We start from the raw sequence: 26,714 nt of genomic DNA on the forward strand, positions 1-26,714 counted from the left end.
TTTGTAGAGCTATGCTTCCTGTAGTTCTGTGCAACAAAACTCACTCCGGAAGCATGCGCTTAGAACAGGCTGGTGCCCGTAGCCTTTTTCGCGATCCGGTTAACGGCAAGCAGCAGAACGATGTTGATTAGCGTGTTGAACAGTCCTACGGCGGCCGAATAGCTATACTGCGCTTTCTGTATCCCTTGGGTATATACATACGTCGGAATGATGTTGGAAGCTGAATAGTTGAGATCGTTTTGCATCAGGAAGGCTTTCTCGAATCCGACGTTCATGATATTGCCCAGCGTAAAAATCAGCAGAATGATGATCGTGGGCATAATCCCCGGGATATCTACGTGCAGAATACGTCTCCATTTGCTCGCTCCGTCCATAGTCGCCGCCTCATGGAGCTCCGGATTAATCCCGGCTAACGCCGCCAAGTAAATGATGGTGCCGAACCCGGTTTCCTGCCAAATTCCCGACAAAATATAGAGCGGTCTGAACCATTGGGGATCCGACATGAACTGGATGGGCTTGCCGCCGAGCAGCACGATCAGGTGATTCACGATCCCGCTTGTAGGAGACAAAAAAACGATCAGCATCCCGACCAAGACCACCATCGAAATGAAATTCGGCGCATAAATGACCGTCTGGACAAACTTCTTGTACCGTCTGCCATTCAACTGATTCAGCATCAATGCTATAAGGATCGGCATGGGGAAACCGAATAAAAGCGTCAATACCTGCAGGGAAACCGTATTTTCGATGATCTGCCAAAAATTATAGGCTTTGAAAAAGCGTACGAAATTGTCGATTCCGACCCAATCGCTACCCCATATTCCCTTGGAGGGCGTAAAATTTCGAAAGGCGATCTGAATGCCGTACATCGGATAGTATTTAAACACGAGATACAAAACGACGGCGGGGAATAAAAACAAGTAAAGCTGATAACTTGCCTTGATCCTTTTCCACACACCGCTCTTCTTCACGCCCGTTGCTTGCTCCTTACTGATGACGGATTCCATAAGATTACCTCTCTTTCTTGGACTGAAACGCTTTCATTTATTTTTGAAACGTTTCCATTTTGCTTTAAAAAAAAGCATCCCGCTAAGTGGTCTCACCGGCTCGATACTCGACGGGGAGTCGATACGTCTCGTACTCCAGCGTTTCTCCTTCCATTTTTCGGAACAAAAGCTTGACCGACATTCTCCCCATTTCTTCAACAGGCTGGCGTATAGTGGATAGGATCGGATGGAACAATGTATTATTTTGAATGCCGTCATATCCGATGACTTTCACATCCTCGGGGGTGCGGAATCCATATTGTTTCGCGGTTTTGATATACCGGGCGGCAAACATATCCGTTATGGCAAAGATACCGTCAACATCCTGGTGTGCCTTGGTTTTAAAGAAGTTCTCAAAGTACTTCTCTTCGTCCGGAACGGGATCAGACTCCTCATAGAGGATATAGTCAATTCCTAACGATTCGGCTTCTGCAATGAATCCTTCTTTGCGAAGCATGGTTTCGCTGTAAACGGAAGTGACGGTTCCGAGGAATGCAGGTTTTTTCGAGCCTGCTTTCACAAGTTCTCTTAGAGCGATGCGGCCGCCGGTAAAATTGTCCGATGTAACGCAAGTGATTTTTTTGGCAAAATGACGGTCGATGCTGATAATCGGAATATCCGTACTGACGCTGTCATCAATGTCGTTGTAGCTAATCCCGATAATCCCCGCCACTTTGTTCTGATTAAGCATATCGATATAATACAGCTCTTTCTCCGGCTTGCCTCCGCTGTTGCAAAGCATTAATTTAAAACCCTCTCGATCAAGCTCGTCTTCGATATAATAAGCAAGCTCCGAGAAAAACGGATGCCATATGCTTGGAAGCAACAAAGCGACCATGGTTGATTTTTGCATCTTAAAGTTTCTGGCCACTTCATTGGGGATATAATTTAGCTGGCGGATAGCCGAGAGCACCTTCTCCCTTGTTTTAGGCTTTACCGTGACATTATTGTTAATGACCCGAGAAACAGTGCCGACTCCGACTCCCGCTAAATCCGCAACATCTTTTATACTTGGCAATGTAATTACCTCCGGCATTCATGAATGCGCTATCACGGATTTATCATATCACGATATTGGAAACGTTTCAATTATTTTTTTCCACCATCTCTCTCGTTTTAATTCGCTGAATTTGCATGGAGATGTAAGCCAACTCCGATTCGTCAAGGACGAAACCGTATTCCTTTTGGATCAAGTCCCCCGCTCTCTTTGCAACGGCATACGATTCCTTATATTTTTCCCTAATAATATGGACCATATCCGAATCCAATTCGTGAAAAGGCTCGCCGGATTCCGACCGCTGGACAGCAAACCGCAAATGCGTAATGAGCCGCTCGTAGGACACGGTATGTCCCTCAAGTTTGACCTTCAAGCTATCCTCAATCACCTTGACAATGTCCCGCATCATGGAGGTGATGTCGAGCGTCTTGGACATTTCTCCCGCATTTCGCTTGGCCGTATAAATATGCAATGCAATATAACCGACCTCATCCTCCGGAATATCGATTCCAAGCCTTTCTTTGATGAGCGCTTTTGCATAAAGGCCGATCTGAAACTCTTTCGGGTACAACACTTTAATTTCGTTGAGCAGCGTATTTTTGATTACCATTCCCCGGACCAAGCGATCAAGCGCGAACGAGAGGTGATCGGTCAGCGCGATGTGAATGTGCTCGTTTATTTTGACGCCCAACTGGCTTTCGCCATAGGAGATGATCTCCTCCGACAATTGGATATGTTCCTCGGGTAACGTCGACAAGATTTCTTCGAGCTGCCGATGCTTCGCTCGGTCGCTCATAACAAAGATCTTTTCGATACGGGATTGATCCACGGGATCGTTCTTCTGCTTCTGAAATGCGATCCCCGCGCCCATGACAATTTTCTCCCCATCCGGTTCCTTGACAATAATCGCATTGTTGTTCAGTATCTTGTTAATCTTCATGATGTACCCTTCTTTCAACAGAGTCTCCGGCGTAAGGCTTCACCTTTACCTTCATCAACGGAGTGACTCCCATTTCGGCACGGTCCGGCAGTTCAATCTCCGCATGCTCGATCTGACTGGGAGTGATAAGGAACATCGGCGTTATGGCACTCACGGCTTTCTTACGAACCAAATCGAGCGAAAACTCGCTAAGAGGCTGGCCCGTTTTCACCCGTTCCCCGGACCCTGCCAATGCCTTGAACCCCTCTCCTTGCATATACACGGTATCAAGACCGATATGAATCAAGATGTCCAGGCCACTTTCGCCACGAATCCACAGCGCGTGCTTCGTGCGAAACAAGTGAACAAGCTCGCCGTCTACGGGAGAAACAACCGTACCCGCTTCCGGATCGACGGCAATCCCCAGCCCCGCCTTTTTATTGGAGAAAACGGGGTCGGGAACATCCTCCATCGCGAGCACTCTGCCGGTCATTGGAGAGATCAGGATCTCTTCCGTTTTCCGCTTGGTCGAGAAAAAACTCTTCTTAAACATCGCGCGCTCCTTTACATTCATCGAATCCAAGGAACCAGGTCGCCGCAAAAGCACATCCCACAGCGAGGACAAAACCGATCAGATAGTTCAACAAGTTGGACCAGCCTAACGGGGCCGCAAGGACGATCATCGGCAGCCCCGTCAAACCGTACGAATTCGCCACTACTTGCGTAAAGACCACATAGGCACCGCCTGCCGCTCCTCCGATGCAAGCACCAACAAACGGCTTTCTCAATCGAAGATTGATGCCGAAAATGACAGGCTCCGTGATGCCCGCAAAAGATGAAATCGAGGCCGGAAGGGCTGTATCCTTCAACTTCTTGTTCCTTGTTTTCAAATAGACCGCGAGTCCGGCGCCGCCTTGCGCGACATTGGCCATCGACCAAACAGGAAGAAGGAAGTTCACTCCGATATGCGGGTCCGAGATCAAACCTGCCTCAACGGCATGCAAACTATGATGAAGTCCCGTAATCACGATGAGCGAATAAACTCCCCCGAAAAGAAAGCCGCCGATCAAGCCTCCGTGCACATAAACGGACTCCAGTCCTCGAGTAAGCAAACCGCCAATGAAAGCGCCAAGCGGCGCGATCATAAGCAGCGAGACAATTCCCGTGAACAGGACCGTAATAATCGGGATAACGAACAAGGCCATAGACGGATTCACGGCTTTCCTCAGCCCTACCTGGACCTTGCTCATCAAGTAAACGGACATCAGGACAGGAATGACCGTACCTTGGTATCCGATGGAGCCGGTCGGCAAGCCGAATATATCCGTGATATCGGAATGCGCCACGATTCCGCCGATAAAAGCGCCCAGTTCCGGAGTGCCGCCGAACTCCTTAGCGGCGCTGAAGCCAACGATGATCGGCCAAAAAAGCAGGGCGGAGGATGAGAAAAAGTTAAGCATGTTCATCCAGGCGCTGTCCGGCGCAGCCCAATGAGCGGATTGGATCGTTCCTGCCAATCCGATAAGCAAACCTCCCGCTACTATAAAAGGAAGGATTGGGACAAAGATGTTCGACAACGTTGTTGTAAACGAAATGAGGAGATGGCGCTTTGTCCGTTTGATTGCGGAAGGAGTGGGGCCGCTCACAGAAGACTTTGCGCTGCTTGCGTCCGAATCTGCGATCGCTTCTTCCAGTTTCTTATAGACCCGATTCACCATGCCAACGCCGAAAATAATTTGGTACTGTCCGGTTCTGCTGAACACTCCCTCGACGTGATCCAGATTCTCAACAGCGGCGGTATCCGCCTTTTGTTCGTCACGCAGCTGTAATCGCAGTCGGCTCGTACAGTGAACTGCGCTTATGATGTTTTGCTTCCCGCCTAAGAGCGGCAGCAGCTTCTCGACGATTTGTTCCGCCTCAGTCCGCAATCGCTATCTCCTCCTCTACGCATTATTAGCTGTTATACCATTCGTTTATACCATTCGTTTTCGGTTCGCTTCTTTTCAATTAAAAACAAAATGCCAAAACTCGCCCATCGGGCGAGCTTGTTTTGGCGGTGTGCCATAATATTAAATAGAAAGCGGACTTACTTGATCCAACCCTGCGGCAGAACCTTTTCGATCTGCGTTCGATCCCCTTTAATGGAAATCTTTACCGTAGGCGCCAACGTGCCGCCGAAGTGGCTGAACTGGAATTCCGGAGATTGGTTGCCTACATCGCCAATCGTTAGGTTGTCCAGATCGCCGAAATGAGCGAATCCTACTACATTCAGTTCCGGCGTGACCAACCAGGAATAGGCTTGGTACGGATTTTCCGGGGGATTAGCCAAGACCAGGCCGCTTCCATTAAGCGGCTTGTAGCCGCCGATCAACGTATCGGAGACGAATCCGTACATGCCTTCCGGTCCATGCAGCCCTTCAGCGTATTTGTTGATATGGCTGTCGGTGAACAGGTAGTATTTCTTGTCTTTGACGACCACATGCGGGCGTTCCAGTTCTTCGTTCACATAGTTCGCTTCCATCAGCGGCGGAAGCAGCTTAAAGTTCGTCAAGTCGCCGTTCACCACTTCGGCTATGCCGATGTTGCCGTTGGCGTGCACGGCGCCGGCCGGCACCGGATGCTGCCGAAGATACTCCCCGCTTCCGGCGTATTCGGGCTTGAAGCTCCGCTCGCCGACAGCGCCGCCGGAGTTGCCTTCGAAGAGCAAATATTCCTTGCCTGTCTTCGGGTCTTTAAACCACATCGGGTCGCGGAACGCATAGCCGCCTTCCCCTTGCTGCGCTTGCTCTTTGGTCTGGTAGTATTTCCCGTCCGGTTCCAGAATAACGCGGTGCTGCCCCCAGTTCTCGAATCGCACACCGGTGCTGTCGGCCACAATACGGCCCGCGGCGCTGGCAATGCGCTGCTCGTAGGTAAGCTGAGCCTGGCCCTCCCGTCCGGTCGCGGTGTAGAAGGCGTGAATTTGATCGCCATCGAGCATCGCCGAACCGGCCCATTGGCGCTGGCCGAGCGCTGTTCCCGCCGGGAACAATTCGCCGCCCAGGGTCCAGTCTTTGCCGTTCTTCGAGTAGAAGTAGCGGATCGTCGCAATATCGTGCACTTTGCCGGGAAGAACAGTATTCGGGGCGGAAAGCGAGAAGATCACTTTCCAGCCTTTGTAGGATGCGATGTTCCCGTCGCGGTCCAGCAGCGGCCACGTATCCCAGATGTGGTAGCCGGGAGCCATCTTTTCCAGCTTGCTTACATCGATGTAAGGCAACGTATTATCTTGATTCAGTTCGATTTTCGAAACGTCTTCCCGGGTCCAGTTGACTGTCTGTTCTCCTCCTTGGGCGAACGCAGGATGAACGGACAACCCAGAAGTGACGATACACGCGGCCAATGCGGCGGCAGCCAAGCCCTTCATGTTGATTCGAATCATTGTTTGCTTGCTCCTCTCCAGTTGGTTCGTCCCCGATCGGGACCGCTTAGCGGTTCGCGCCAAACGGCTTGATTTCGCCGGCTTGCTCCTCTTTACCGACTTCCGATTTGTCGCCGCTCAGGTTGATTTTCAGCGTGGTGTTGAACGTGCCGCCGAATTTGACATTGCCGTTTCCATCTCTCGGCTCGTTAACGAAGCTAATCACCTGTTGATTGGGAAGAACCATCCAGGAATAGGCTTGATAAGGGTTGGAAGCCGGATTGGCGACGACGAGTCCGCTGCCGTTCATGGGTTTGTAGTCTGCGCGAAGGCCGCCTTTGCCGTAGAAGCCGTATACGCCGTCAGGGCCGGTCAGACCCGGAGCATAAGTAAACGTGTGACTGATCGTGAACAAATAGTACTCATCGCCGTTGACGACAACATGCGGCCGTTCCAACTGGTGGTTGGTGCCGATCGATTCGACAAGAGGCGGCAGCAGCTTCAACTTGGTGACGTCGTGATCCAATACTTCCGCTATGCCGATATTGCCGTTGTACAAAGCCGCCCGATCCGGGACGGAATGCGTACGGCGGTATTCCTCGTCCCCGATATTTTCCGGCTTCATCGCATAGTTGTCGCCCGCTTGACCTTCAAAGATAATATATTCTTTGCCGGTGTTCGGATCGCGGAAAAAGAACGGATCACGGAAGGCGGTAATGATATTTCCTTTGTTTTGGAATTGCTGAATCGTTTCGTAATACTTGCCGTCCGCTTGCAGAATAATTTGGTGATCGCCTTCGTTCGTTAGATGCACGCCATTTTTATCGGCGCTGATATCAAAGGTGGTCTTGGCGATGCGCTGCTCTGCCCGGGTCGTCCAGTTGTCCTCGTTCCACGCCTTGCCGCCGCCTGCGTTCATATCCGTGGTTGCCGTGTAGAACAGATGCACTTTGCCGTTCTCATCGAGCATTGCCGTACCGGCCCATTGCATATGTCCGTAAGCTTTGTTTTCATCATACGGAACCCCGGCGTACACCCAATCTTTTCCGTTTTTCGAGTAAAACATTCCGATTCTGGCATGCGTATGGCGCTCGCCCCATCCATAAGTGCGTGGAGCAACCAAAGCGAAGGCAACTCTATACCCCTTGATGTTCGCAAGTGAGCCGTCCCGGTTCTGCAACGGCCATGTATCCCAAACCCATTGATCCGGTGCGACAAGATCGAAGTCTATATTCACTTCAGGAGCGGTATTTTCATTCGTCAGCGTTACTTTCTCCGCTTGCTGGCGGGACCAGATCGCGGTGAAATTATCGGGAACGCCCGCGCTTATTGCTTTAGCGGCCGACACATAATTGCCTGCCAAACTGCTTGCAAGAATCGTAGTTCCCAGCACCAGTGTTCCGAATTTAAACATTACTTTCGCTTTCATTTGTATTCCTCCCTAAGAGTGGCATTGATTTTCTCGATTCCGCTATTACAGGCGTGATAATCTCTGTTTTCTCCCCCTCCCCGATTTTGCGGGCAATAAAAAAGACCTAAAACGTTCAAAATCGCGCGCCTGAGGCACGATTCTGAAAACATTTTAGGTCTTGCCTGCTTTAGCAGTAACAATCCCGCGCTTTGTAGTTTTGCTTGCTTTTTTATTCTATCTTTATTTCGACGACAAGTTCAATAGGTAAATGATCCCATATCATTATAGGACTCAGACCTAGAGAAAAGTAACGACTGCGATGATTACGCCGGTACAAAAGGCTTACGGCTTCCATTAATGTTCTACTGCTTATCTCAAACACGTCGGTAAACTTTACCAAGCTTTTGTGCATTTTTCGAAACGTATATCCATAGCACAAAACAGATAATAACTCGCCCTCCCACTAAAAAGTAATGTTATCTCCCGTTTTCTCACGTAATCTCAATATTTCGACTTTGACAGTCTGAGCGGTAGTAGTGAAGAATGTAGCCCATGCAACTGAATGGAATCAGAGCGTAGGCGGGAACAGAGCTTAGGATATCAGACTCTCCAAAACTGTGGATAATTGGGTATAATCGCACAGTTGGATATCCACATTCACCCTCGGGGTTTGACCCTCCCATGTCACGCTGGGTCTATGCCCTCACATTCCTTCGTTCTCAAGGGGTAGATGCCAATTCTTGCTCCTTTACGGTTTAAGGGAGCATGTTGCAAGTGCAATTAATAATCGTCGCAATTTGAAAAAGACTGTAAGCATGTCTCATGGAAACACACTCACAGTCTGACATACGCTATTCGACGACTTCCATCCTCCACTTTTGCCGGTCAAGTACGGGATCAGGCTCGCTTAAGCTCAGCCCGTTTCCGTTTTCTGAAACCTCAAACACTTTCCCGTTATGAACTGAAGATATGCTTACGGTGCCGTCTTCGTTCCGATGGAGCAGCCATCGCTGATTGTTAAAGCCAAGGTAGCTATACAACTGGATTTTGTTTTGTCCCGTATCGAGATCCAAAGCTTTGCCTTCCAGGGTACGGATAGAGTAGGAGCCATGCTCATCGCCTGTAGGCACCAAAACCCAAGTTTGCGCGGCTTCGCCTTCTCCTGCAACCTTAAGAGTGGCCGGCTCCCCGTTTTCCGATTTGGACGTATAAAGAAATCCGTCAGTCGCGATATTCGTGAATCTTGCCTTTTGCAGCTTAGCCGCTTGCATTGAGCTGGCTTTAACATTTTGATAATAAGCCTGACCTCCGAATACATGCAGCCCGAAGTGTCCATCTGCAAACGTGCCGTCCTTAAGGTCCATGATCCTTGTTCCGTCCACGAAGATTTGGATATACGGTCCATCGGCTTCGATTTTGACGCTGTAGGTTTTCCCGGGCTGTACAAAAGCCGGTACCTTCGCCAGCACCTGTCTGTCCGCAAAGCCTCCGTCGATCTTGTAGAAGAGCCTGAAGGCCTTCATATTCGGATCCAGATTAAAATAGTATCCGCTGCTTCCGTCCCGGCTCGCCCGGAACAAAAGGGAACCTGCCCCGCCGGATTCGGCAAGCATCATCTCCGCTTCGTAGACGAAATTGCCCGCCGTTTCCTGTGCCATATAATGGGCATCGCTTGGATAACTGCCACGGATACCGCGCTCGGTAGCTACCCATTTTAACGAAGCCGGATCGGAAGTCCAGCCGGTTAGATTCGTCAGGAACTTGCCGTCATACACCTTTACGGGCACGGTCGCCGCTGCTTTCCCGTTTAGAGTAGTAATGGTAATAGCAGCTTCGCCTTTGCCGGTCGCCCGAATAACGGCTTTCGCGTGGTCGGCTTGTTCGATCCTCACAATATTTGAATCGCTTGTTTTCCATTTGATCGGCTGTGTCCCGTTCCGTTTGCCGTTCTCTACTGCGACATTCAAAATTTGACTGTCCCCGACATTCATTTCCCGGATGCTTGTATCCGCCAACATTCGGGTTGTGCCATCCGCCGTTTGGTTCCACACGTTCTTAAGCGCATACACCTTCATAGACAGCACGTTCACCTTGCCGCCATCGGTGTAAAAGCTCATGCCCCGGCTTGACGGGTCGGGGAAGATGACATCCGTGAAGACAACCCTGCCGTCATTCCCGAACACCTCAACGGAGGATTTATCCACGAAAACATGAAGTTTAACACGTCGGCCCTCCGGCTGAAGCGGAGCTGTGTGAACCGTTGAAAATAAATTTGAAAAATCGGATGCGCCTGAATTCGAACGATCCACGAACATCTGTTTTTCAGCGACTTGATATCCTACAATGGTTCTTTGGTCGTTTCCTTCGCGGAGATGAAACCCGAATTCACGCACCCCGCTTCCCTGCGGAATTTCAATTTCGGCTTCGATTTCATAAGCTCCTGAAGCGATACCCTGAAGCAAATTCGCCCCATTCGGGTTCACTTCTTTATGGACCGCGGTATAAAGCTCGCTTCGCAAAGACTTAAGCTCTTCGATCGGAGCCTGAGCGAGCCGAATTCCCTCTTCCGTCCGCCTTAGCGTCACTTCTCTCGGCAGCGTAATTTCTCCCTTCCAGCCTACGGTTGGGAATGCGAAGGGATAATCCCAATTGGTCATCCAAGCCATCATGATCCGTCGATGATCCGGCAGATTGGAGAAGGACATGGACGCATAAAATTCCTTGCCGTAATCCGTTCGCAGCACCTTGCCGACGGGATTATCGTTGAAAAACTTCCCTTCCGTAGTCAACTCGCCGACAAAATACTCCGCATCCGAGCCTTGCGTCTTCGGATTGGCGCCCGTACTGATCATGAGCACCCATTTTTTCTCACCCGTCCCTTCCACCGTTAAAGGAAACAAGTCCGGGCATTCCCATACCCCGCCGCGAACATAATTTCCATAGCCGAAATTATCGGTCAGCGTCCAATCGAGCAAATTCGTCGAGGTAAAAAAACGGATGTGGTCCCCTCCGGACACGACCATCACCCAACGGCCGTTCTCCTCGTCCCTGATAACCTTGGGATCGCGAAAGTCCCAGCCGCCCGGGTCATCTCCTTGCTTTCCGGGATTTTCGATCACAATCGGCCGCTCCTTGGAGTACTTCCAGGTACGCCCTTGATCTGTACTATAAGCGAGCCCGATACGCTGATTGCTCCCAGGCAAATCCGGGTTATAGGACGTATAATAGGCGATCAGTCCTTTGCCTCCCGATTCTGTGAATAACCCGGACGCATTCTCCAGATCGGCAACAGCCGAGCCTGACCATACGTGTCCGTAATCATTCCACGGCAAGGCGATCGGAAGCCGCTTCCAATTCACCAGATCGGTACTGACTGCATGGGCCCAGGTTCCCCCATCCTGATGAAACAGATGGTATTCGCCTTCGTAGTAGACAAGCCCGTTCGGATCGCTGGCGGACCCGCGGGCAGGCGAGTAGTGATAAGCGGGGCGAAACTGTTCCGTGTAATAGTCGGCTGCCGCAGTCACATACATATTTTGAAAGTAAACGCTTCCATTCAAGGCGGAAAATCCGACGTGCCCACTTTTAAAGCTGTTGTCGGTAATATCGACAGCAGCCTCGGCGTACCCGTCGACAAATACCCGAATCCGATTGCCGACGGCATAGATTTCGACATGATGTCTAGAGTCCGGTTGCGTAAGATAGGACTGTGCTGAAGTTTTGATGACGGTACCATCCGCTTTTCGCAGCTGGGCCCGGACTTGATTGCCGTCTTTCCGTAAAGAAACCGCATAGCCCGAAAGCCCCGTTTTATCGGTCCTGAAGAGCATAGCACCATCCGCCGAATCCCTGCCGAAGGACATATCCCCTTCAAATATGACATTATGGGTTAACCCAAAAATTTGCACCGCTTGCTGCCCGGCGGCTCCCGTTCCTTTATAGCCTCTAAGATCGGGCCTCCAAGTTCCGGCACGGTGCTGCGGGGTGCCGAGATTCCCTCTCATGCCGCTTACTTTCACGTTCTGAAAGAGCGCCGAGCCGTCCCAGACATGCAGCCCAAGATACCCCGAACTGTAGGTATCATCTTTTATATCGATGAGCGGTTGGTACCTATCTCCCCAATAAACCTTGATGTTGTCCCCTTCCACTTTCACCTTCAAATGATAAATTTCGCCCGCCGCAAGGGCGACCTGCCGTTCCACCTTTAGCGTTCCCTTCCCGTTGGCATCCTTCAAACGGAACAGACCGGCTTGAGGCACAAGCTGTAACATATAAGAAGACCAACCTTCCTCGTTGGAGCGGAAGAGCAGTGTTGCATCGGCGTTCATATCCGTCAGCATGATGTCCGCCTCATAAATAAAATCATCCGCCACAGTATCCGAGATGGCCAGAACATTCTCTTTGGGTTCGGAGGCCAGCCGAATCCCTTGCTCTGTATCCTCCAGCCTCCCTTTCCCGGAGATTCTCCAGCCCGATAGATCACTATTCGATTTGATTGCGCTTTCAGAAATGAGAGCTTCCTCCTTTTCGGTTTGAAGTGCCGATAGCTCCCCGGCTGCCCGGCCCGTTGACGGAAAGGCGGTCAACATCGGAACCGAAGTGAAAAGCAGCATACAGGATAATAGAATAGGCAAACCTTTCTCGAATTTCATCCATAGGCCTCCTCTATTCTTTCAAGGTAACAATAAGCAATACCATTGCGTAAAGGGTCTATTATTGAACCCGCTGTCACTGCGTTCCCTTCCCTGAATCATGGGAATAAAGGAGCTGCTCGCACAGCCAGCCCCCCTTTTTACAAATCGGCCGAACATTATAGCTGCAGCGTCAAGTTAAAGTGAAGGAACCTGAGACTGCAGGGCGGCAAGACCAAGCGCGAATGCCCCGCATAAACCAGCCTGCTGTCCAAGTCCCGGCGGTACGATGTATTCGTCCATGCGCTCCACAATTTCGCCGGCGCTCACATAACCGTTCAAATTCGCTTTCACCGCTTCCCTGATGAGCGGGAACAGTTGGGACTGCTGCATGACGCCCCCTCCGAGAATGACCTTTTCCGGCGAATTCAAAAGAACGGCTCCGGTAATCGATTGCGCAATATAGTAGGCTTCCATCTCCCAAGCCGGATGGTTCGACGGGAGCTCATGCCCTTTCACGTTCCAACGGGCCTCGATCGCCGGCCCGGACGCCATGCCTTCAAGGCAGTCGCCGTGATAAGGGCATAAGCCTGCAAAATCATCCCCCGGATGCCGCCTCGTTAGCATATGCCCGCCTTCCGGATGGACCAGCCCCTGGACAAGCCTGCCTTCCAAAAAGACGCCAATGCCGATTCCTGTCCCAACCGTGTAATAGAGGCAGCTTTTTAATCCCTTGGCCGCTCCCCAGGTCGCCTCGCCAAAGGCGGCCACGTTCACATCGGTGTTCCATCCGCAGGGAACATCGAATTTGCGCCGCAGAGTCCCCAGAAAGTCGACATTCCCCCAGCCCGGCTTTGGCGTTGTGGTGACATATCCGTAGGTCGGACTCCCGAGGCGAAGGTCGATCGGACCGAAAGATCCGATCCCTATCGCATCCACGGATTTTTCTTTGAAATAAGCAATCGCCTTACCGAGCGTAGTCTCGGGATCCTCCGTCGGAAAGCTGATGCTGTCGACGACTTCGCCGCGTTCGTTTCCGACCCCGCATACAAACTTGGTTCCGCCCGCTTCGATTCCTCCAATGCGCAACATATCGGGTTGCCCCCTTCCGTACTTAGTTCGAGCCCTTGGCGGACGGCGCCATTTCATAAACCGACAATGAAGCCAGCAGAAGCCGATCATCTTCAGCCGTTAGCGAAATTCCTAAAGCATCGCCTTCGGGATAAATCAGGTCGGTAATGACCGCCTGGCCGCCATTGGCAAATACTTCGACGGAGGAACGGTCCACATAAATTTGAAGATCGATCGTCGCTCCCGGAGATTGCAGCTTTACCGCATGAACGCCTCGGAACTGCTCATGGAACTCATGCAATCCGGACTTCGTCCGGTCTACATACACTTCTCCACGCGCTGCATCCACCCCGACTATAGTCTCTCCCTGATCGCCCTTTTTCACCTTGAATGCATAAGATGAGCCGGACGACGCGACCACTTTCATTTCATAGCTCTCCAGCTGCAAGGAAGCGAGTGCTTCTCTCGCTTCTTTCCAGGACACATTCGTCAGCTCCAGCGCCCGAACACGGACATACTCGAACTCACGCACCGGCTTCTGCACCAAGGTTTCGCAGCCGTCCGCTCCGGATCGAAGCTGCAACTCTCTTGGTACCGTCATCGCACCGCGGAATCCCTCCGTCGGAGTAAGATTGGCGTATTTCCAGTTGCTCATCCAGCCGATAAAGAGGCGTCTTCCATCCTCCGCAGGAACGTCGGACCAGGTTACACCCGCATAGTTATCGCGGCCATAATCCAGCCAACGCACCGTGTGGGACGATTCATCCGGCGTGAACGCGATTCCGTCAAAGTTTCCGGTAAAATACTGGATCCGCGAGCCTTCCTTATAGGCGGGATCATCACCGATGCTGACCAGCATCACCCATTTTTGCTTGGACGAATCTCCGTCAAGATTCAGCGCAAATAAATCCGGACACTCCCACACTCCGCCATGGAAACCGATACCAGCGCCAAACTCGCTTCCAAGTGTCCACGATTTCAAATCGGGGGAATGGTAGATACATACCGATTGCCCGCATGCGATGACCATGACCCAGCGATTCGTGTCCTCATGCCAAAATACTTTCGGATCGCGGAAGTCGATATAAGACTCATGCTTCAATACCGGATTGCCTTCAAATTTTGTCCAGGTTCTCCCGTTGTCCTTGCTGTACGCGAGGCTCTGCGTTTGGAGGTAGAGGTCGCCCTCCTGCGGAAGATGATGCGTAAAAATAGCGACAAGTCCGGGCTCATCCCCGAAAAAACCCGTTGTATTTCGCCAATCGACCACAGCGCTCCCCGAGTAAATCATACCGTTCTCATCCGGCGCCAGCGCGATATCAAGCTCCTCCCAGACGACCAAGTCTTTGCTGACGGCGTGGCCCCAGTGCATCGGACCCCAAGTCATCCCGTTGGGATGATGCTGAAAGAACAGATGGTATTCGCCCTTAAAATAGACCATCCCGTTCGGATCGTTCATCCACTTCTCGTTAGGTGAGAAATGATACGTACCTCTATAATTGTGCTTGACCGTGGTAGACATGGTGCAGCTCTCCTTTTCTCTCCGAAATCAGATCCGTCCGACTGTCGTGCCGGAATTTGTCTCTATATATCTCAATTAGTAGGAGGCTGCGCACTTCAACGCCTTCATCGCCGCCAGGTGCACAACCTCCGCTTGGACATCCCTTACTGCTTTGCGGCCCGATCGTAACCGGATTGTTTAATTTTAAGCCACTCCTTCAGCCCCAGCCGATCAAGCTCTTTCAAATAGGCATCCCACTGCTCGTCAATCTTGCCGTTTTGGTACCATTCTGTGCGCATTCTAAGCACGTAGGCGAAGAGGTCTGTTTCGATGGTCGTCAGGCGATCCAGCTCATCGATCGAATGAAAGACGCTCGGCATCACATTCTCCGCTTTCATGTGAGGAACCATAATTTTCTTGACGATCTGCATTCTTTCTTTGGCGTCGTCCGGCAAGGTTGTATGTTTGCCGTAATAGCTGTCCAGGATCGCGAGCGGACCGCCGACGCTTGTTTTCTCGCGCAGCTCTACCGGCGCCGTACCGTTCAGCGGCAAGTGCTTCAGCATCTTGTTCGAAGCGTCAAACTCGAAAATATTTTGCTGCTTGTCATCGCCATAGGTGCCCCAGTTATTTTGGACGGATTGAATCGGGTCATACATTTGATCGACCCATTTCGCCGTCGTCTCCAGGTTTTTGTTGGCGCTCGTAATGACCATTCTGCCGCGGTGGAAGCCGAGGGCGTTTGTCCGAGTGACATTGATTTCGCCGCTTGGCCCGGCTACAGGAGGCATGACGTCATAGCTGTCATTGGCACCGGAGATATTGCTCCTATCCCAGGAGAAATAAAGGCCGTATTTGTGATCCTTCCCTTTAGCCAGGTAGGTGCTCCAGTCCTGCGTATACGCTTCAATATCGATAAGCCCTTCCTTATACAGCTCGTTAATGAACTTTACCGCATTCTTATACCCTTCTTCAGCAGGGGTAAAGACGACTTTGCCCTCGTTCGTCACTACCGCGTGGTCCGGGTTCTCCCCAAGCCCGTATGCCGCGAACAGGAAGACGAGATCTTCGGCGCCCGGTTTGTTAATAAAGGACAGCGGAATTTCATCCGCCTTTCCATTGCCGTTCGGATCCTGCGTTTTAAAGGCGATCAGCACCTTTTTCAGCTCTTCCGTCGTTTTCGGCATTTGGAGTCCCAGCTTTTTTAGCCACGCCACATTGATCCAGGGAACCGCGTCGACAGCCTGAATGCGCTCCTTTCCTTCGCCGAGCTCTTCGATCCACGGGAATGCATAAATCTTACCGTCCGGAGCCGTCATCATCGCTTTGTATTCAGGCGCTTCCTCCAGCACTTTCTTTAAGTTCGGCATGTGCTTCTCAATCAGATCGTTCAGCGGGATGATGGCCCCGTCCTTCGCTAGCTTCAACAGCTCATAATCACCGTACCCCGCGTCAAAGATTGCATCGGGCAGGTCGCCGCTCGCCATTGCGAGATTTCGTTTTTCTACAAACACATCCCGGGTGAAGTTTTTCCAGTTGATGTGAACATTCGTTTTTTCCTCAAGACGCTTAAAGATTAGCTTTTCGTTCGGATCGGCCGGGGCAAGCGGAGAGCTTTGCGTCATCACATTCAGCGTGACTTTCCCGCTTGGGTCCTGCTGGGGACTGGCGGAACCGCCGCTCCCGTCATTACTGCAGGCGGAAAGCAGGAGCGCGGAAGCAAGTACGGATGCGGATGCGGCCTTGAAGGCAGATTTCGGTTGTTTAAACTTTTTCATCCTAATGACCTCCCATTTTAAATCGCATCTATGTAATGCGGCCCTCTATTTGAGGGAACCTACCAAGACACCTTTTTCAAAATACTTTTGGAAGAACGGATACATCACGATAAGCGGCAGACTTGAGATGACGATTGCCGCATATTTAATAATCTCGGACAATCGCTTCATCTCCGCCATGGCAAGCTGATCGCCAATCATCCCCGGATCAACCTGATTCTGGATCAGAATAGAGCGGAGCACAAGCTGCAGCGGATGCAACTTCGCATTATCGAGATAGATCATGGCGTCGAAATACGAATTCCATTGGCCGACAAAAGCGTAAAGCGCCAGTACGAAAATAATCGGTTTGGAGAGCGGCAGAACAATGCGGGCAAAAATTTTCATTTCGGAGGCGCCATCCACATTTGCCGCTTCTTTCAGCTCGTGGGGCACGCCTTTGAAGAAGGTTCGGGACAAAATAATGTTCCAAACGTTCACCGCGCCGGGAAGGAGTACCGCCCAAATGGTATCGATCATCCCCAATTTTTTGACAAGCAGATAGGTAGGCACCAGTCCTCCGCCAAAGAACAGCGTGATGAGAAAAAGCGTCATAAAAAATCTGCGCCCTTTTAAGCGGCCATCCGCCAAAGCATATCCCGCAAAGATGGACACCAGGACGGTTATAGCGGCAAAAGCGGCCGAGTACACCACTGCGTTTCCAAAGCCTCGAACCATCGCCGGGTTAGTCAAAATCTTCTCGTACCCGTCCAAGGTCCAATCCGAGACATTAAAGGATAGCCCCCGGCTAAGCAGAACGGAAGGGTCCATAAAGGAGGCCACGACGATGTACAGCAGCGGCACAACCACAACCAGGACGGCCAACGTCAGGCAAACGGCGATCAGGACCAGCAAATAGCGATCCAGTCTGGAATGTTTGATGGGCATGATGGTGCTCCTTTCTTCAGTACAGTCCTTCGCCCTCATTCAGCTTCTTGACGACAATGTTTACGGTAATGAGCAGGATGACATTAATCAAGGAATTGAACAGCCCTACGGCGGCGGAATACGAGTAGTCCCCTGCCTGTAATCCGATTTTGTAGACATAGGTCGGAATAATCTCCGAGGTTGGCAGATTCATAGCCGTTTGCATTAAGTAAGCCTTTTCAAATCCGATTGACATAATCCCGCCGGCGGCCAAAATAAAGACGATAGCCATAATCGGACGAACGGTTGGAAGGTCGATATGTCGAATTCGCTGGATCAGATTTGCTCCGTCAAGGCTGGCCGCATTATGCAGCTCAGGGTCAACGTTCGCCAGCGCGGCCACATAGATAATGGATGCCCAGCCGGCCCCGGTCCAAATATCGGACAAAATATAGATCCACCTAAAGTACTCGGGACGGGACATAAACATGACCGGTTCGCCCGTCATCCAGACAAGCAGCTGGTTAATGGGTCCTGTCGGCGATAGGAAAATAAACAGCATCCCGACGATGACAACGACGGAGATGAAGTTTGGCGCGTACAAAAATAATTGAATATTCTTCTTTACGCCTGCTCTCCGCACCTGATTTAACATGAGCGCCAGCAATATCGGTACGGGAAAGCCGAGAAGAAGGCCGTACACACTTAGCTTGAGCGTGTTTATGAGAATCACTTCAAAATTCGGTGCGGACAGAACCTTTTCGAAATGCTTCAATCCGACCCATTCGCTTCCCATAATCCCTTTGATCGGGCTGAAATTCTTGAACGCAATAACGGCTCCGTACATAGGACCGTATTTGAAGATCAGCGTTAATATAAGAGCCGGCGCAAGCAGTATGTAATGAAAATAATACTTTTTCAAATAGCCGAGCTTATGGTGCATTTTCTCACCTCCGTCCCTCCTTGAAGTTTACATTTGCCAACCGTAAAGGCTTTCATCAACATTGTTCTATGCCCTCCGCTTCCCTATCCATTTACAATTTAGCACTTCATTTCGTCAGAAGTCAATACAAAATGTAAATTAAAATTTGTCATTTTGATTACTGATTTGTGTGAATTTAATGTGTTTTAACTTTACATTTGCACAAATCCGATCCTTGAAGATCGTTTAAAAGCTATATTTTTATGGGAATACCGATTCAAAAGAGATGTTCTTGTCTATCATCTGCTACCATAATCAGTTAAAAAACGCATATTAATAAAAATATCGGAAATTTTTAAATGCAAATTTATTTGTGCATTTGTAAACTCATGTTGCTATTTTTCACAAACTATTATAAATTGGAAGGAGATCTGTAGAGAGAAACTTGAGGTGAAATAATGACGAAGGAACGCGTGACCATACAAGACATCGCCGACGCGCTGGGCATTTCGCGCAACACCGCCTCCAAGGCGCTGAACGGAAGCAAAAGCATTCCGGAGGAGACTCGCAACAAGGTCATTAAGAAAGCGATAGAGTTAAAATATAAACAGTTTGCGTATATGGAAAGCGAAAGCAAGTTGTCCAAAAAATCGGGGAACATCGCGCTTTTAACGGAAAACCTGCCGAATACTTCCCATTTCGGGTCCACCCTGATCAGCGGACTGGAGGAGCGGATCAGCAGCGAAGGCTATAATCTGTCCATTCACATCGTCAGAGACATTGAGCGCAGCACCTTGTCGTTGCCTAACAATTTCGATGCCGCTAATGTGGATGGGATTATTTGTATCGAGCTGTTTGATATGGAATACAGCAAGCTCATTACAGGTCTCGGTATACCTACCCTATTTGTCGACTGTTCCGCCTCCATTTGTTATTCCGATTTTCAAGCCGACGTTCTGCTGATGGAGAATGAGCACAGCACTTATCAGCTTACCAAGCGGCTTATTGACGGCGGGTACAAAAGCTTTGGATTTATCGGGAACTACTCCCATTGCAGAAGCTTTAACGAAAGATGGACGGGCTTTAACCGGGCGCTTGCCGAAGCCGGGATCAACCTTGATCTCTCGCAGTGCATCGTTGATGATGACCACCTTTTCTCGCAGCCCGGTTGGATGGATGAACGAGTCCGCAAAATGAACGAGCTTCCCGCAGCTTTTGTTTGCGCCAACGATTACCTTGCCGCAAATTTTATGAAAGCGCTTCGGAACCGGAACATTCATGTCCCCCGGGATGTTGTTATTTGCGGCTTTGACAATGGGCCGGAATCTGTCCTTGTCGAGCCTCATCTGACAACCGTCCACATTTACAGCAGCGAAATGGGCATTAAAGGTGCGGAGATGCTTCTCTCCCGCATTCGCGATCCCAAACAGCCTTACCAGGTTTCCCATATCCACACAAAACCTATTATCAGGGAATCTACGCCGAATATCAGTTAATCTCTTCAATTCGGAACTAATCCTATGGTTTGCGTAGCATAGCCCTGACTGAAGATAATCTCGCAGGATGACAAGAAGGGGCTCTGATTATTAGCTCGTTGTCTTAATCGGCGATTTTGATTTCGTGGAACAATGCAAAAAAAACGGCTCTTGTTGCGGCAAGAGCCGTTCCCATTGGTGATGGGCCTGTACGGGCAGAATGGGGATTTTCGTCCTGGGAAGCGGTATTTTCACTATAGGACCCGAAGGGTTCCCATTATTGGGACTGTTCTAGTGAGCTCCCTTCCGCTTTCGACTACCCCAGCTAGGGCTTACCCGATTGGAATGCTTTCGGCAGGCATTTTATGGCTTTGTTTTCTTCATTCAGCCCACTTCCTCGACAATTTGTAGTTTCCATAATATTTAATTGGCCGCCTCGGCGGCTGTCTTGAGATCGGCAAGCCAGGCATTGAGCGAGGATGTGAGCGCCGCGCGCATGCCCTCGGGGTCGGCTGCTACTGGCGGACCGTCCCAGGACTCAGTGGTTTGCACGACGACTCCATTGGGGGTGGGAGTGATGGTCCATACGTGAACCCCCTCGATGCCTTGTGCCGGCCCCCCCCAAACGATGCGCCGCATAGGATCAACCTCGCGGATAGTGGAGACGACGGGGAGTCCATGCGTCTCCCACAGGAAGGTGCTGCCTACCGCGATTGGACCGGATAACCGCGCCTCGGAGACGTTTTTCTGCCAAGTTGGCCATTGATCGATGCCAGTCTGTATCCGCCATACCGTCTCCTGCGGCGCGTTGATTTCGATGGATAGGTCGACTATGACCTGGGCGTTTCGGTCAACATCGACGGTGGTCCGTTTGGAATCATTAAAGGAATTCGCAACAATGACCCCACCCATCAAAATGATAATCAGTAAAAGAAAGCTCATCGTGAATGTTTTAAACTTAAACGATCTGTTCATCCTCTTTCATCCCCTTAATGTTATTGATTAATCAATTACTATAGAGCAATAGATGCCTTACTCTCCCGCAATGCCAGCACGGTCGCAGTAATACCCTCCTGGAACGGCGTCGCGATGATCGGTCCGATGAACCGCTTGTATTTTTCTCCACTTAGCGTCAGCGGCTCTTCGGTTAAATAAAGCATCTCTACGACTTCTTTCATCACGGGCACGCTCATACCTATCAACGATAAACCTAACTTTTTCAGCGGAATGACCGGTTTAACTTGGCCGCTCGCCTTTTGCGCGATTCGTACAATCTCTCGCCCCGATATAAGCCCGGCACCCGGGATATTCCAGTTCTGTCCATAAGCGAAGTCTTTGCCTGCCAGCTCAGCAACCATGGCGGCTGCATCCGGTAAATAGATGAATTCCCGGGGTACATGCATATTGCCGACAAAAAATGCCATTTTACCGGCAGCTATCGCTTCCAGGGTAGAACCTAAATACGAGGCTTCATTTGCCGTAGGTCCATAATAATCGGGCAAGCGAACAATCATGACTTTTGCCTTCGTCCAGCGATTGCTAAACAGCATCCGTTCATAGTCCAGGCGCAGCTTTCCTTTTATCGTATGAGGCTCTTTAGGATGTTCTTCCGTGACAAGATCCATCTGTTTTTTTCCATAAGGGTAGATCCCGTCTATCGCTACTACTTTAATCGCAAGCCGTTCTGCCGCCTCCATCACGGATTCGCCCAGCGGAATCAGCTTGTTCACCATCTCGTGGTAGGGTACGTTGGCGCAATGGAACAATACGTCAGCATCGCCGGCCTGAGCTACAATATCGTCAGGGCGCATGGCGTCCCCTACGGCAAGCGTCAAATGCTTAGGATGACCAAGCTTTGCAGTAAACTGTTCCAACTTCTGGCGTGAACGCCCGAAAGCAATAGTAGGTATCCTCCGTTTGACAAGTTCTTCCGTGATGGCTGCTCCGGTCCCGCCCGTTGCTCCAATAACAATCGCTTTTTCCATTTTTATCAGCCTCATTTCGATTTTGTTATTGATCAATCACTAACTTGAATTCATCTTATCACTTCGTTATTGATTAGTCAATAACCAAACTTAAAATTATGGCTTTCGCCATATTAAGCCTCCCGTTCGATGAGCTCCGGCATATCAAGTGCCCATGAAATATTGCACAACATCCCCCTGGCAAGAAACATAAAAGTACGGTCCTCCGGATTCTGCAACCCTTTCTCGCGAAAAGCGCTCAACACGATTCGACGCACTTCCCGAAAACCGTCACGCATCACTTCCCGAATCGGCTCTTCACGCATCGTCTGAGCTTGCATTTGCAAATAGGTCTCATTCATATGGGAGGCTAGGATTTCCTTATATGCCTCGATCAGATCGCTCTCCAGTTGCTCAGGTGTTGCTGCGCTTTCCACGACCAATCGAAAGGATTGTTGGATCCTTTCCCACGAAATCTCCAGTGCGCTGAGCAGTAACGCTTCCTTCGTTGCGAAAAATCTAAACACATACGGTTGGGAAATTTTCGCCCGTTCTGCAACCTGTGCCGTCGTCGCGCGGTAATAACCCGTTTCCGCAAAAACCTCAATCGCTGCCGAGATGATTTCGGCTTTTCGATTTACGCTACTTTTTTCATCCTTTGCCATGATCCCAACACTCCTTATCCCTAGTTAGTGACTCATCAATAATTGAAACCAGTCAAGTATAGCCTATTTTCGGCATCCATGCAAATTATGAGGATGGACAAGGTTTTAACATACTACCCCCTAGTTTAATAGCCTAGCTACTAGTAATAAAGGTATGGACCAGGTTCCCTTCAACCGTCTCCAACCGGTCTAGGACTCCATCTCGTTGTAAGACTCAGCAAGTGGCTTATTTTGAATTGACCGCCGAGGCAGAGTTCCTGCGTACGGACGCACCCCAATCGCTGCGGTCCACGGTATTGATGATCACCGATAAGGCATGGTGGCGTCCGACACAAGACCGGCTCCAATATATGAATCTCGGCAGCTTTAGATAGAACTGCCGATATTTTCTTTTAGAGGACAGCTGAATTGATTGAATCAAACATAGGACAACTCGAGCTGAATGACAAGCTTAATGACGTTCAACCAGGTTCCCTATGTTGCCGGTTTGTATCCCCGCAGGTTCAGTGCATCATTAGACGACCTATTCGCTTGGATCCTCCCACTCCTCTCGTCCTTTGGGCGATTTTGGCAAGCCGCCTCCTCCTTTATTTGGACACCTCCCCTAATTTCATTTTCATAGCTTAAGATGGAAATCCAAAGGCATAAGAATAATTTTCTTTTTATACATTTATTAACATTTTAGAACTTCCTCTTTTAGGGTTTAGTATGTAATTTTGGTAGCCATGGTCTATACACCATACGAGACAATAATGATAAAAATTCCAATAAGTAGTTTGCTGGCCAGTCAGCACCACGTCGATGTTTTCTTTTCCCCAAATTCATTAAAATTGAGTTGACTTAAATCCACTTTGTATCCCCGTTCCTACTCCTGATTTCAGTTGAAAAAATAAGCACCGATATTCGGGATAAGGCAGCTCTGGCTTCCCTACTTGTTTTCAGCGCCATCTGAAGCCTACGGAGGTAGCCAAACGGCTCGACCCTTTTCAGGAGCAACTGGACCGAATGGACACCATCCCGGGGATCGCTCGTCGCACCGCTGAACAAATCCTTGCCGAAATCGGAACGGATGTAGGTGCCCGATTTCCGAGTGCAGCTCACCTTTGCTCATGGATTGGACTTGTTCCTGGGCATAACGAAAGCGCCGGTAAACGCAAGCCTTCCAAGACTCGTAAGGGGAACAAGTATCTCCGTGCAGCTCTCACAGAAGCCGCCCAATCCATACGAGGGTCAGACAACTATCTTGGTGCCCAATACCGACGTATTGCAGCCCGCAAAGGAGGGCAACGTGCGGCCATCGCAGTTGCACATTCGATGATGACGATCGCATATTATCTGCTGACGCGTGGCGAGAATTACCGTGATCTGGGTGCCAATTATTTTGAAACGAGGCAGCAAGAGATGATCGTCAAACAATCTGTACGAAGACTAGAAAACCTGGGCTTTACCGTTACAATATCCAACCCCGCTGCTTCATGACGTCCATCCACCCCTATATAGAATGAAGGCGCCGCTTTAAAAAAACACGCTAGCCGCGCTTAGTTTCGTATTGCCATTTTTAGCTACTCCGTGTATTGATTTTCAGGGTAGTTGAGCGATATCGTCAGTCTATAACTTTATTATTCCAGTCTATAACATTATTATCTAGGCTAAAACTTTATTATTTGAAGACAACTGAGTTGAGATCGAATATGCGATCTGCTGTCCCGCCGAATCGTAAATATTGCCGCGGATGGGCGGGATGGATACGCCTTCGTGATCATGCTTGTCTGGCGTTCCTAAAGACTCGGACCCTCGACGAACTGTAGATAAGCAAAACGTACCTCGATACCCACCCTTTAATTGTCATATATTCAGACGAATTCCTTTTTAGAGAGGTTCAATCTTTATCCCTGCACAATAAGAATAAGCAACCTTACGGGAATGGCGGGTATCCGAACTCAATACCAAGTTATTTTTCAAAATTTACGCTTCCGAATCCATGAGACCGATGAATTCCCGGATCGGCTGTCGTCTATATAAACGAAGGCATAAATGAACACAAACTAATTTGACGAAGAGGTGTTTTGAAAATGGCATTAACGTCCGCATTCACGAGCTTCAACCTGCCTGTAAAAAACGTAGAACAATCGAAAGCGTTCTTCACCGGACTCGGATTCGAGCTCAACCCGCAATTCCCCGAGAACGAGAATTCGGTAGCCATCGTGATCGGCGACAACCTGCAGGTCATGCTGATCAATCAAGCATTCTTTAATACGCTCACGGAGAAGGAATCCGTCGATACGAGCAAGTATGCGCAGATGACGATCGCATTGGCCTTCGAGAGCCGGGAAAAGGTCGATGAAATCGTGAATACCGCGGTCTCCTTGGGCGGGAAATTGCACGCTGAACCTGAAGATCATGGGTTCATGTATCATTGGGGCTTCGTGGACTTGGACGGCCATCTGTGGGCCATTAACTACATGAACATGGATGCGGCACAAGGTTAAGGCTAACGGAGAGCACGCTCGTACTAGGGTTCAAAAAGAAAGACGCCGGGCATCTCCCCCGGCGTCTTCTTCGCGATGATTAGTTTTGTTCGGTATAGGCTTTGAAATTGTCCATGATCGCTTGCCAGCCTGCTTGCTGGAACTCGACGGGATTGGAGCTTTCCGCGTCGAACGTTTCAATGACCTTCGTCTCATTCCCTTGATCGACGAAAGCAATATCCACTCTTCTTCCGTCTTCCATGGTGTAGCCGATCGCCTCATGCCGATTCACGACATCGTAGACGCCGCCAAAATCAAAGCCCATGCTGCCATCCTTCGCTTCCATCCGTGTCAGAAACTTGCCGCCGACCCGCAGATTGTTTTCGGCTCTCGGCGCATGCCAGTCCTCGGACGCTTGATTCCACTTCGTGATGTGATCCGGCTCGGTCCAATAGCGCCATACCTTCTCGACAGGGGCTTGAATGACGGCTTGCACGGTTACTTTCGTCGGTTGACTCGTTTCCATTTTAAATAGACACCTCTCTCATGATATTCGTCGTTTGGTTATTCTCATAGATATAGACGTAAGCCAATGACGAAATTCATTGGTCAATTCGCTCAGGCAGCCCAAATCGCGAAAATAATGGCGTATGAATGAAGTTTTGAACGTGCAGGATTTGATTTTCTTTGGTTTCGATGACGTGGATGCCCCAGGGTACCAGGCCAGAGCCCTCTTTGCCCGGCATATACTGGGCCAACGCCGGATAACCGCCATTCACCGTAGTGGGCACAAATCGCGAACCTTCGCAATGCCAGCGAGTAAGCGAATAGAAGGCGGACAAATCTTCCTTGCCGCGGATCCACATCTCGAAGGGCGGCATCGACATGCAGCCTTCCTCGTGGAACAACGCGACGAGCGCAGCAATATCGAATTGCTCGAAGGCCTCCACATACCGGGACAGCAGCTGCTGCTCCGGTTGAACGTCCATGCTGCTGAGCTCATCCGAGCGAAGCTGCGCCCGGTCCATCGTCTCTCGGGCTCTTTGCAAGGCGCTGTTCACCGCTGCCGGCGACATCGCCAACGTTTCCGCAATCTGCTTGGAAGACCATTCAAATACATCCTTCAAAATGAGTACCGCGCGCTGCCGCGGAGGCAAGGTCTGCAGGAGAGCGATGAAGCACAGTTGAAGGGTATCTCTGCGGACGAGCCGATCCTCCGGATTGCCCCCAAAGTCGGGAGACGGCCAGATCCAGGCAGAGTCCGGCAGCGTGTCGCGCGGTTCGACGATGGCGACGGCCGGGTCGAACAGGTCAACGGGAAGCGCGCGGCGTTTGGATTGTCTCAGCTTGTCCAAGCACAGGTTGGAGGCAATCCGATAGACCCAAGTTTTGAACGAGGAATCCTGTCTGAACGTGCTCCAGCTCTGCCAGACCCGAATACTCGTCTCCTGAACGGCATCGTCCGCATCGTCCATGGAGCCTAGCATTCGGTAACAGAACGAGGTTAAGCCCGGCTTCAAGCTTGCAAATAATGGTTCGTCAAATGCGGTCTCGTTCATC

Annotated in this window: 20 protein-coding genes and 1 pseudogene; 3 read left to right on the forward strand and 18 right to left on the reverse strand. The window is 50.3% G+C overall.

Annotation, left to right across the window (positions count from 1 at the left end; all coding sequences use genetic code 11):
- Positions 1-59: 59 nt before the first annotated feature.
- From KQX66_RS13185 to KQX66_RS13245, 13 genes are all read right to left on the reverse strand, one after another.
- Complete coding sequence (locus tag KQX66_RS13185) at positions 60-1,007, reverse strand: ABC transporter permease (RefSeq protein WP_216793028.1); 948 nt, start codon at positions 1,005-1,007, stop codon at positions 60-62.
- Positions 1,008-1,089: 82 nt separating this feature from the next.
- A complete protein-coding gene (locus tag KQX66_RS13190; RefSeq protein WP_216793030.1) occupies positions 1,090-2,064 on the reverse strand; it encodes a LacI family DNA-binding transcriptional regulator in 975 nt (324 codons plus the stop codon).
- A gap of 67 nt (positions 2,065-2,131) precedes the next feature.
- On the reverse strand, positions 2,132-2,983 hold the full coding sequence (locus KQX66_RS13195) for a PRD domain-containing protein (RefSeq protein WP_216793033.1): 852 nt from the start codon (positions 2,981-2,983) through the stop codon (positions 2,132-2,134).
- The gene (locus KQX66_RS13200; RefSeq protein ID WP_216793035.1) at positions 2,973-3,515 is read right to left on the reverse strand and encodes a PTS sugar transporter subunit IIA; all 543 of its coding nucleotides are present in this window, start codon (positions 3,513-3,515) and stop codon (positions 2,973-2,975) included. Before KQX66_RS13200 ends, KQX66_RS13195 begins: the two co-directional genes overlap by 11 nt.
- On the reverse strand, positions 3,508-4,890 hold the full coding sequence (locus KQX66_RS13205) for a PTS transporter subunit EIIC (RefSeq protein ID WP_216793037.1): 1,383 nt from the start codon (positions 4,888-4,890) through the stop codon (positions 3,508-3,510). Before KQX66_RS13205 ends, KQX66_RS13200 begins: the two co-directional genes overlap by 8 nt.
- 158 nt (positions 4,891-5,048) lie before the next feature.
- Complete coding sequence (locus KQX66_RS13210; protein ID WP_216793039.1) at positions 5,049-6,383, reverse strand: glycoside hydrolase family 68 protein; 1,335 nt, start codon at positions 6,381-6,383, stop codon at positions 5,049-5,051.
- A gap of 46 nt (positions 6,384-6,429) precedes the next feature.
- Positions 6,430-7,791, reverse strand: a complete 1,362-nt coding sequence (locus KQX66_RS13215; protein WP_216793040.1) for a glycoside hydrolase family 68 protein — start codon at positions 7,789-7,791, stop codon at positions 6,430-6,432.
- A gap of 833 nt (positions 7,792-8,624) precedes the next feature.
- Positions 8,625-12,425, reverse strand: a complete 3,801-nt coding sequence (locus KQX66_RS13220; protein ID WP_216793042.1) for a GH32 C-terminal domain-containing protein — start codon at positions 12,423-12,425, stop codon at positions 8,625-8,627.
- Positions 12,426-12,602: 177 nt separating this feature from the next.
- Entirely contained in the window at positions 12,603-13,496 is an 894-nt protein-coding gene (locus KQX66_RS13225; RefSeq protein ID WP_216793044.1) for an ROK family protein, read from the reverse strand.
- A 22-nt stretch (positions 13,497-13,518) separates the two neighbouring features.
- Positions 13,519-14,997 (reverse strand): glycoside hydrolase family 32 protein, encoded by a 1,479-nt coding sequence (locus KQX66_RS13230; protein WP_216793047.1) that lies wholly within the window; start codon positions 14,995-14,997, stop codon positions 13,519-13,521.
- Positions 14,998-15,140: 143 nt separating this feature from the next.
- A complete protein-coding gene (locus KQX66_RS13235; protein WP_216793049.1) occupies positions 15,141-16,754 on the reverse strand; it encodes an ABC transporter substrate-binding protein in 1,614 nt (537 codons plus the stop codon).
- Positions 16,755-16,799: 45 nt separating this feature from the next.
- On the reverse strand, positions 16,800-17,681 hold the full coding sequence (locus tag KQX66_RS13240; protein ID WP_216793051.1) for a carbohydrate ABC transporter permease: 882 nt from the start codon (positions 17,679-17,681) through the stop codon (positions 16,800-16,802).
- Between the two features lie 16 nt (positions 17,682-17,697).
- Positions 17,698-18,603, reverse strand: a complete 906-nt coding sequence (locus KQX66_RS13245) for an ABC transporter permease (RefSeq protein WP_216793053.1) — start codon at positions 18,601-18,603, stop codon at positions 17,698-17,700.
- Positions 18,604-19,040: 437 nt separating this feature from the next.
- On the opposite strand from KQX66_RS13245, the gene KQX66_RS13250 reads away from it, so the two are divergent.
- Positions 19,041-20,078 carry a LacI family DNA-binding transcriptional regulator gene (locus tag KQX66_RS13250; protein ID WP_216793055.1) on the forward strand — a complete coding sequence of 346 codons (1,038 nt, stop codon included), beginning with the start codon at positions 19,041-19,043 and terminating at the stop codon, positions 20,076-20,078.
- Between the two features lie 402 nt (positions 20,079-20,480).
- On the opposite strand, the gene KQX66_RS13255 is transcribed toward KQX66_RS13250, so the two are convergent.
- The 3 genes from KQX66_RS13255 to KQX66_RS13265 all read right to left on the reverse strand — a co-directional run bounded on the left by KQX66_RS13255 (position 20,481) and on the right by KQX66_RS13265 (position 22,686).
- The gene (locus KQX66_RS13255; protein ID WP_216793057.1) at positions 20,481-21,032 is read right to left on the reverse strand and encodes an SRPBCC family protein; all 552 of its coding nucleotides are present in this window, start codon (positions 21,030-21,032) and stop codon (positions 20,481-20,483) included.
- 38 nt (positions 21,033-21,070) lie between these two features.
- Positions 21,071-22,042: an NAD(P)H-binding protein gene (locus KQX66_RS13260; protein ID WP_216793059.1), complete on the reverse strand. Its 972-nt coding sequence runs from the start codon at positions 22,040-22,042 to the stop codon at positions 21,071-21,073.
- Between the two features lie 113 nt (positions 22,043-22,155).
- Positions 22,156-22,686, reverse strand: coding sequence for a TetR/AcrR family transcriptional regulator (locus KQX66_RS13265; RefSeq protein WP_216793061.1), 531 nt, complete (start codon positions 22,684-22,686; stop codon positions 22,156-22,158).
- Positions 22,687-23,646: 960 nt separating this feature from the next.
- On the opposite strand from KQX66_RS13265, the pseudogene KQX66_RS13270 reads away from it, so the two are divergent.
- Both KQX66_RS13270 and KQX66_RS13275 read left to right on the forward strand, forming a co-directional pair.
- Positions 23,647-24,165, forward strand: a pseudogene (locus KQX66_RS13270) (transposase); the annotation flags it as partial.
- Between the two features lie 593 nt (positions 24,166-24,758).
- Entirely contained in the window at positions 24,759-25,175 is a 417-nt protein-coding gene (locus KQX66_RS13275) for a VOC family protein (RefSeq protein WP_007729208.1), read from the forward strand.
- 79 nt (positions 25,176-25,254) lie between these two features.
- Here the strand turns inward: KQX66_RS13275 and KQX66_RS13280 are convergent, their stop codons facing one another.
- Positions 25,255-25,680, reverse strand: coding sequence for an SRPBCC family protein (locus tag KQX66_RS13280; protein ID WP_216793063.1), 426 nt, complete (start codon positions 25,678-25,680; stop codon positions 25,255-25,257).
- 76 nt (positions 25,681-25,756) lie between these two features.
- Positions 25,757-26,713 (reverse strand): sigma-70 family RNA polymerase sigma factor, encoded by a 957-nt coding sequence (locus KQX66_RS13285; RefSeq protein WP_216793066.1) that lies wholly within the window; start codon positions 26,711-26,713, stop codon positions 25,757-25,759.
- Position 26,714 lies beyond the last annotated feature (1 nt).

The organism is Paenibacillus oleatilyticus (assembly GCF_018998565.1).
GTDB classification, from domain to species: Bacteria; Bacillota; Bacilli; order Paenibacillales; family NBRC-103111; genus Paenibacillus_G; species Paenibacillus_G oleatilyticus.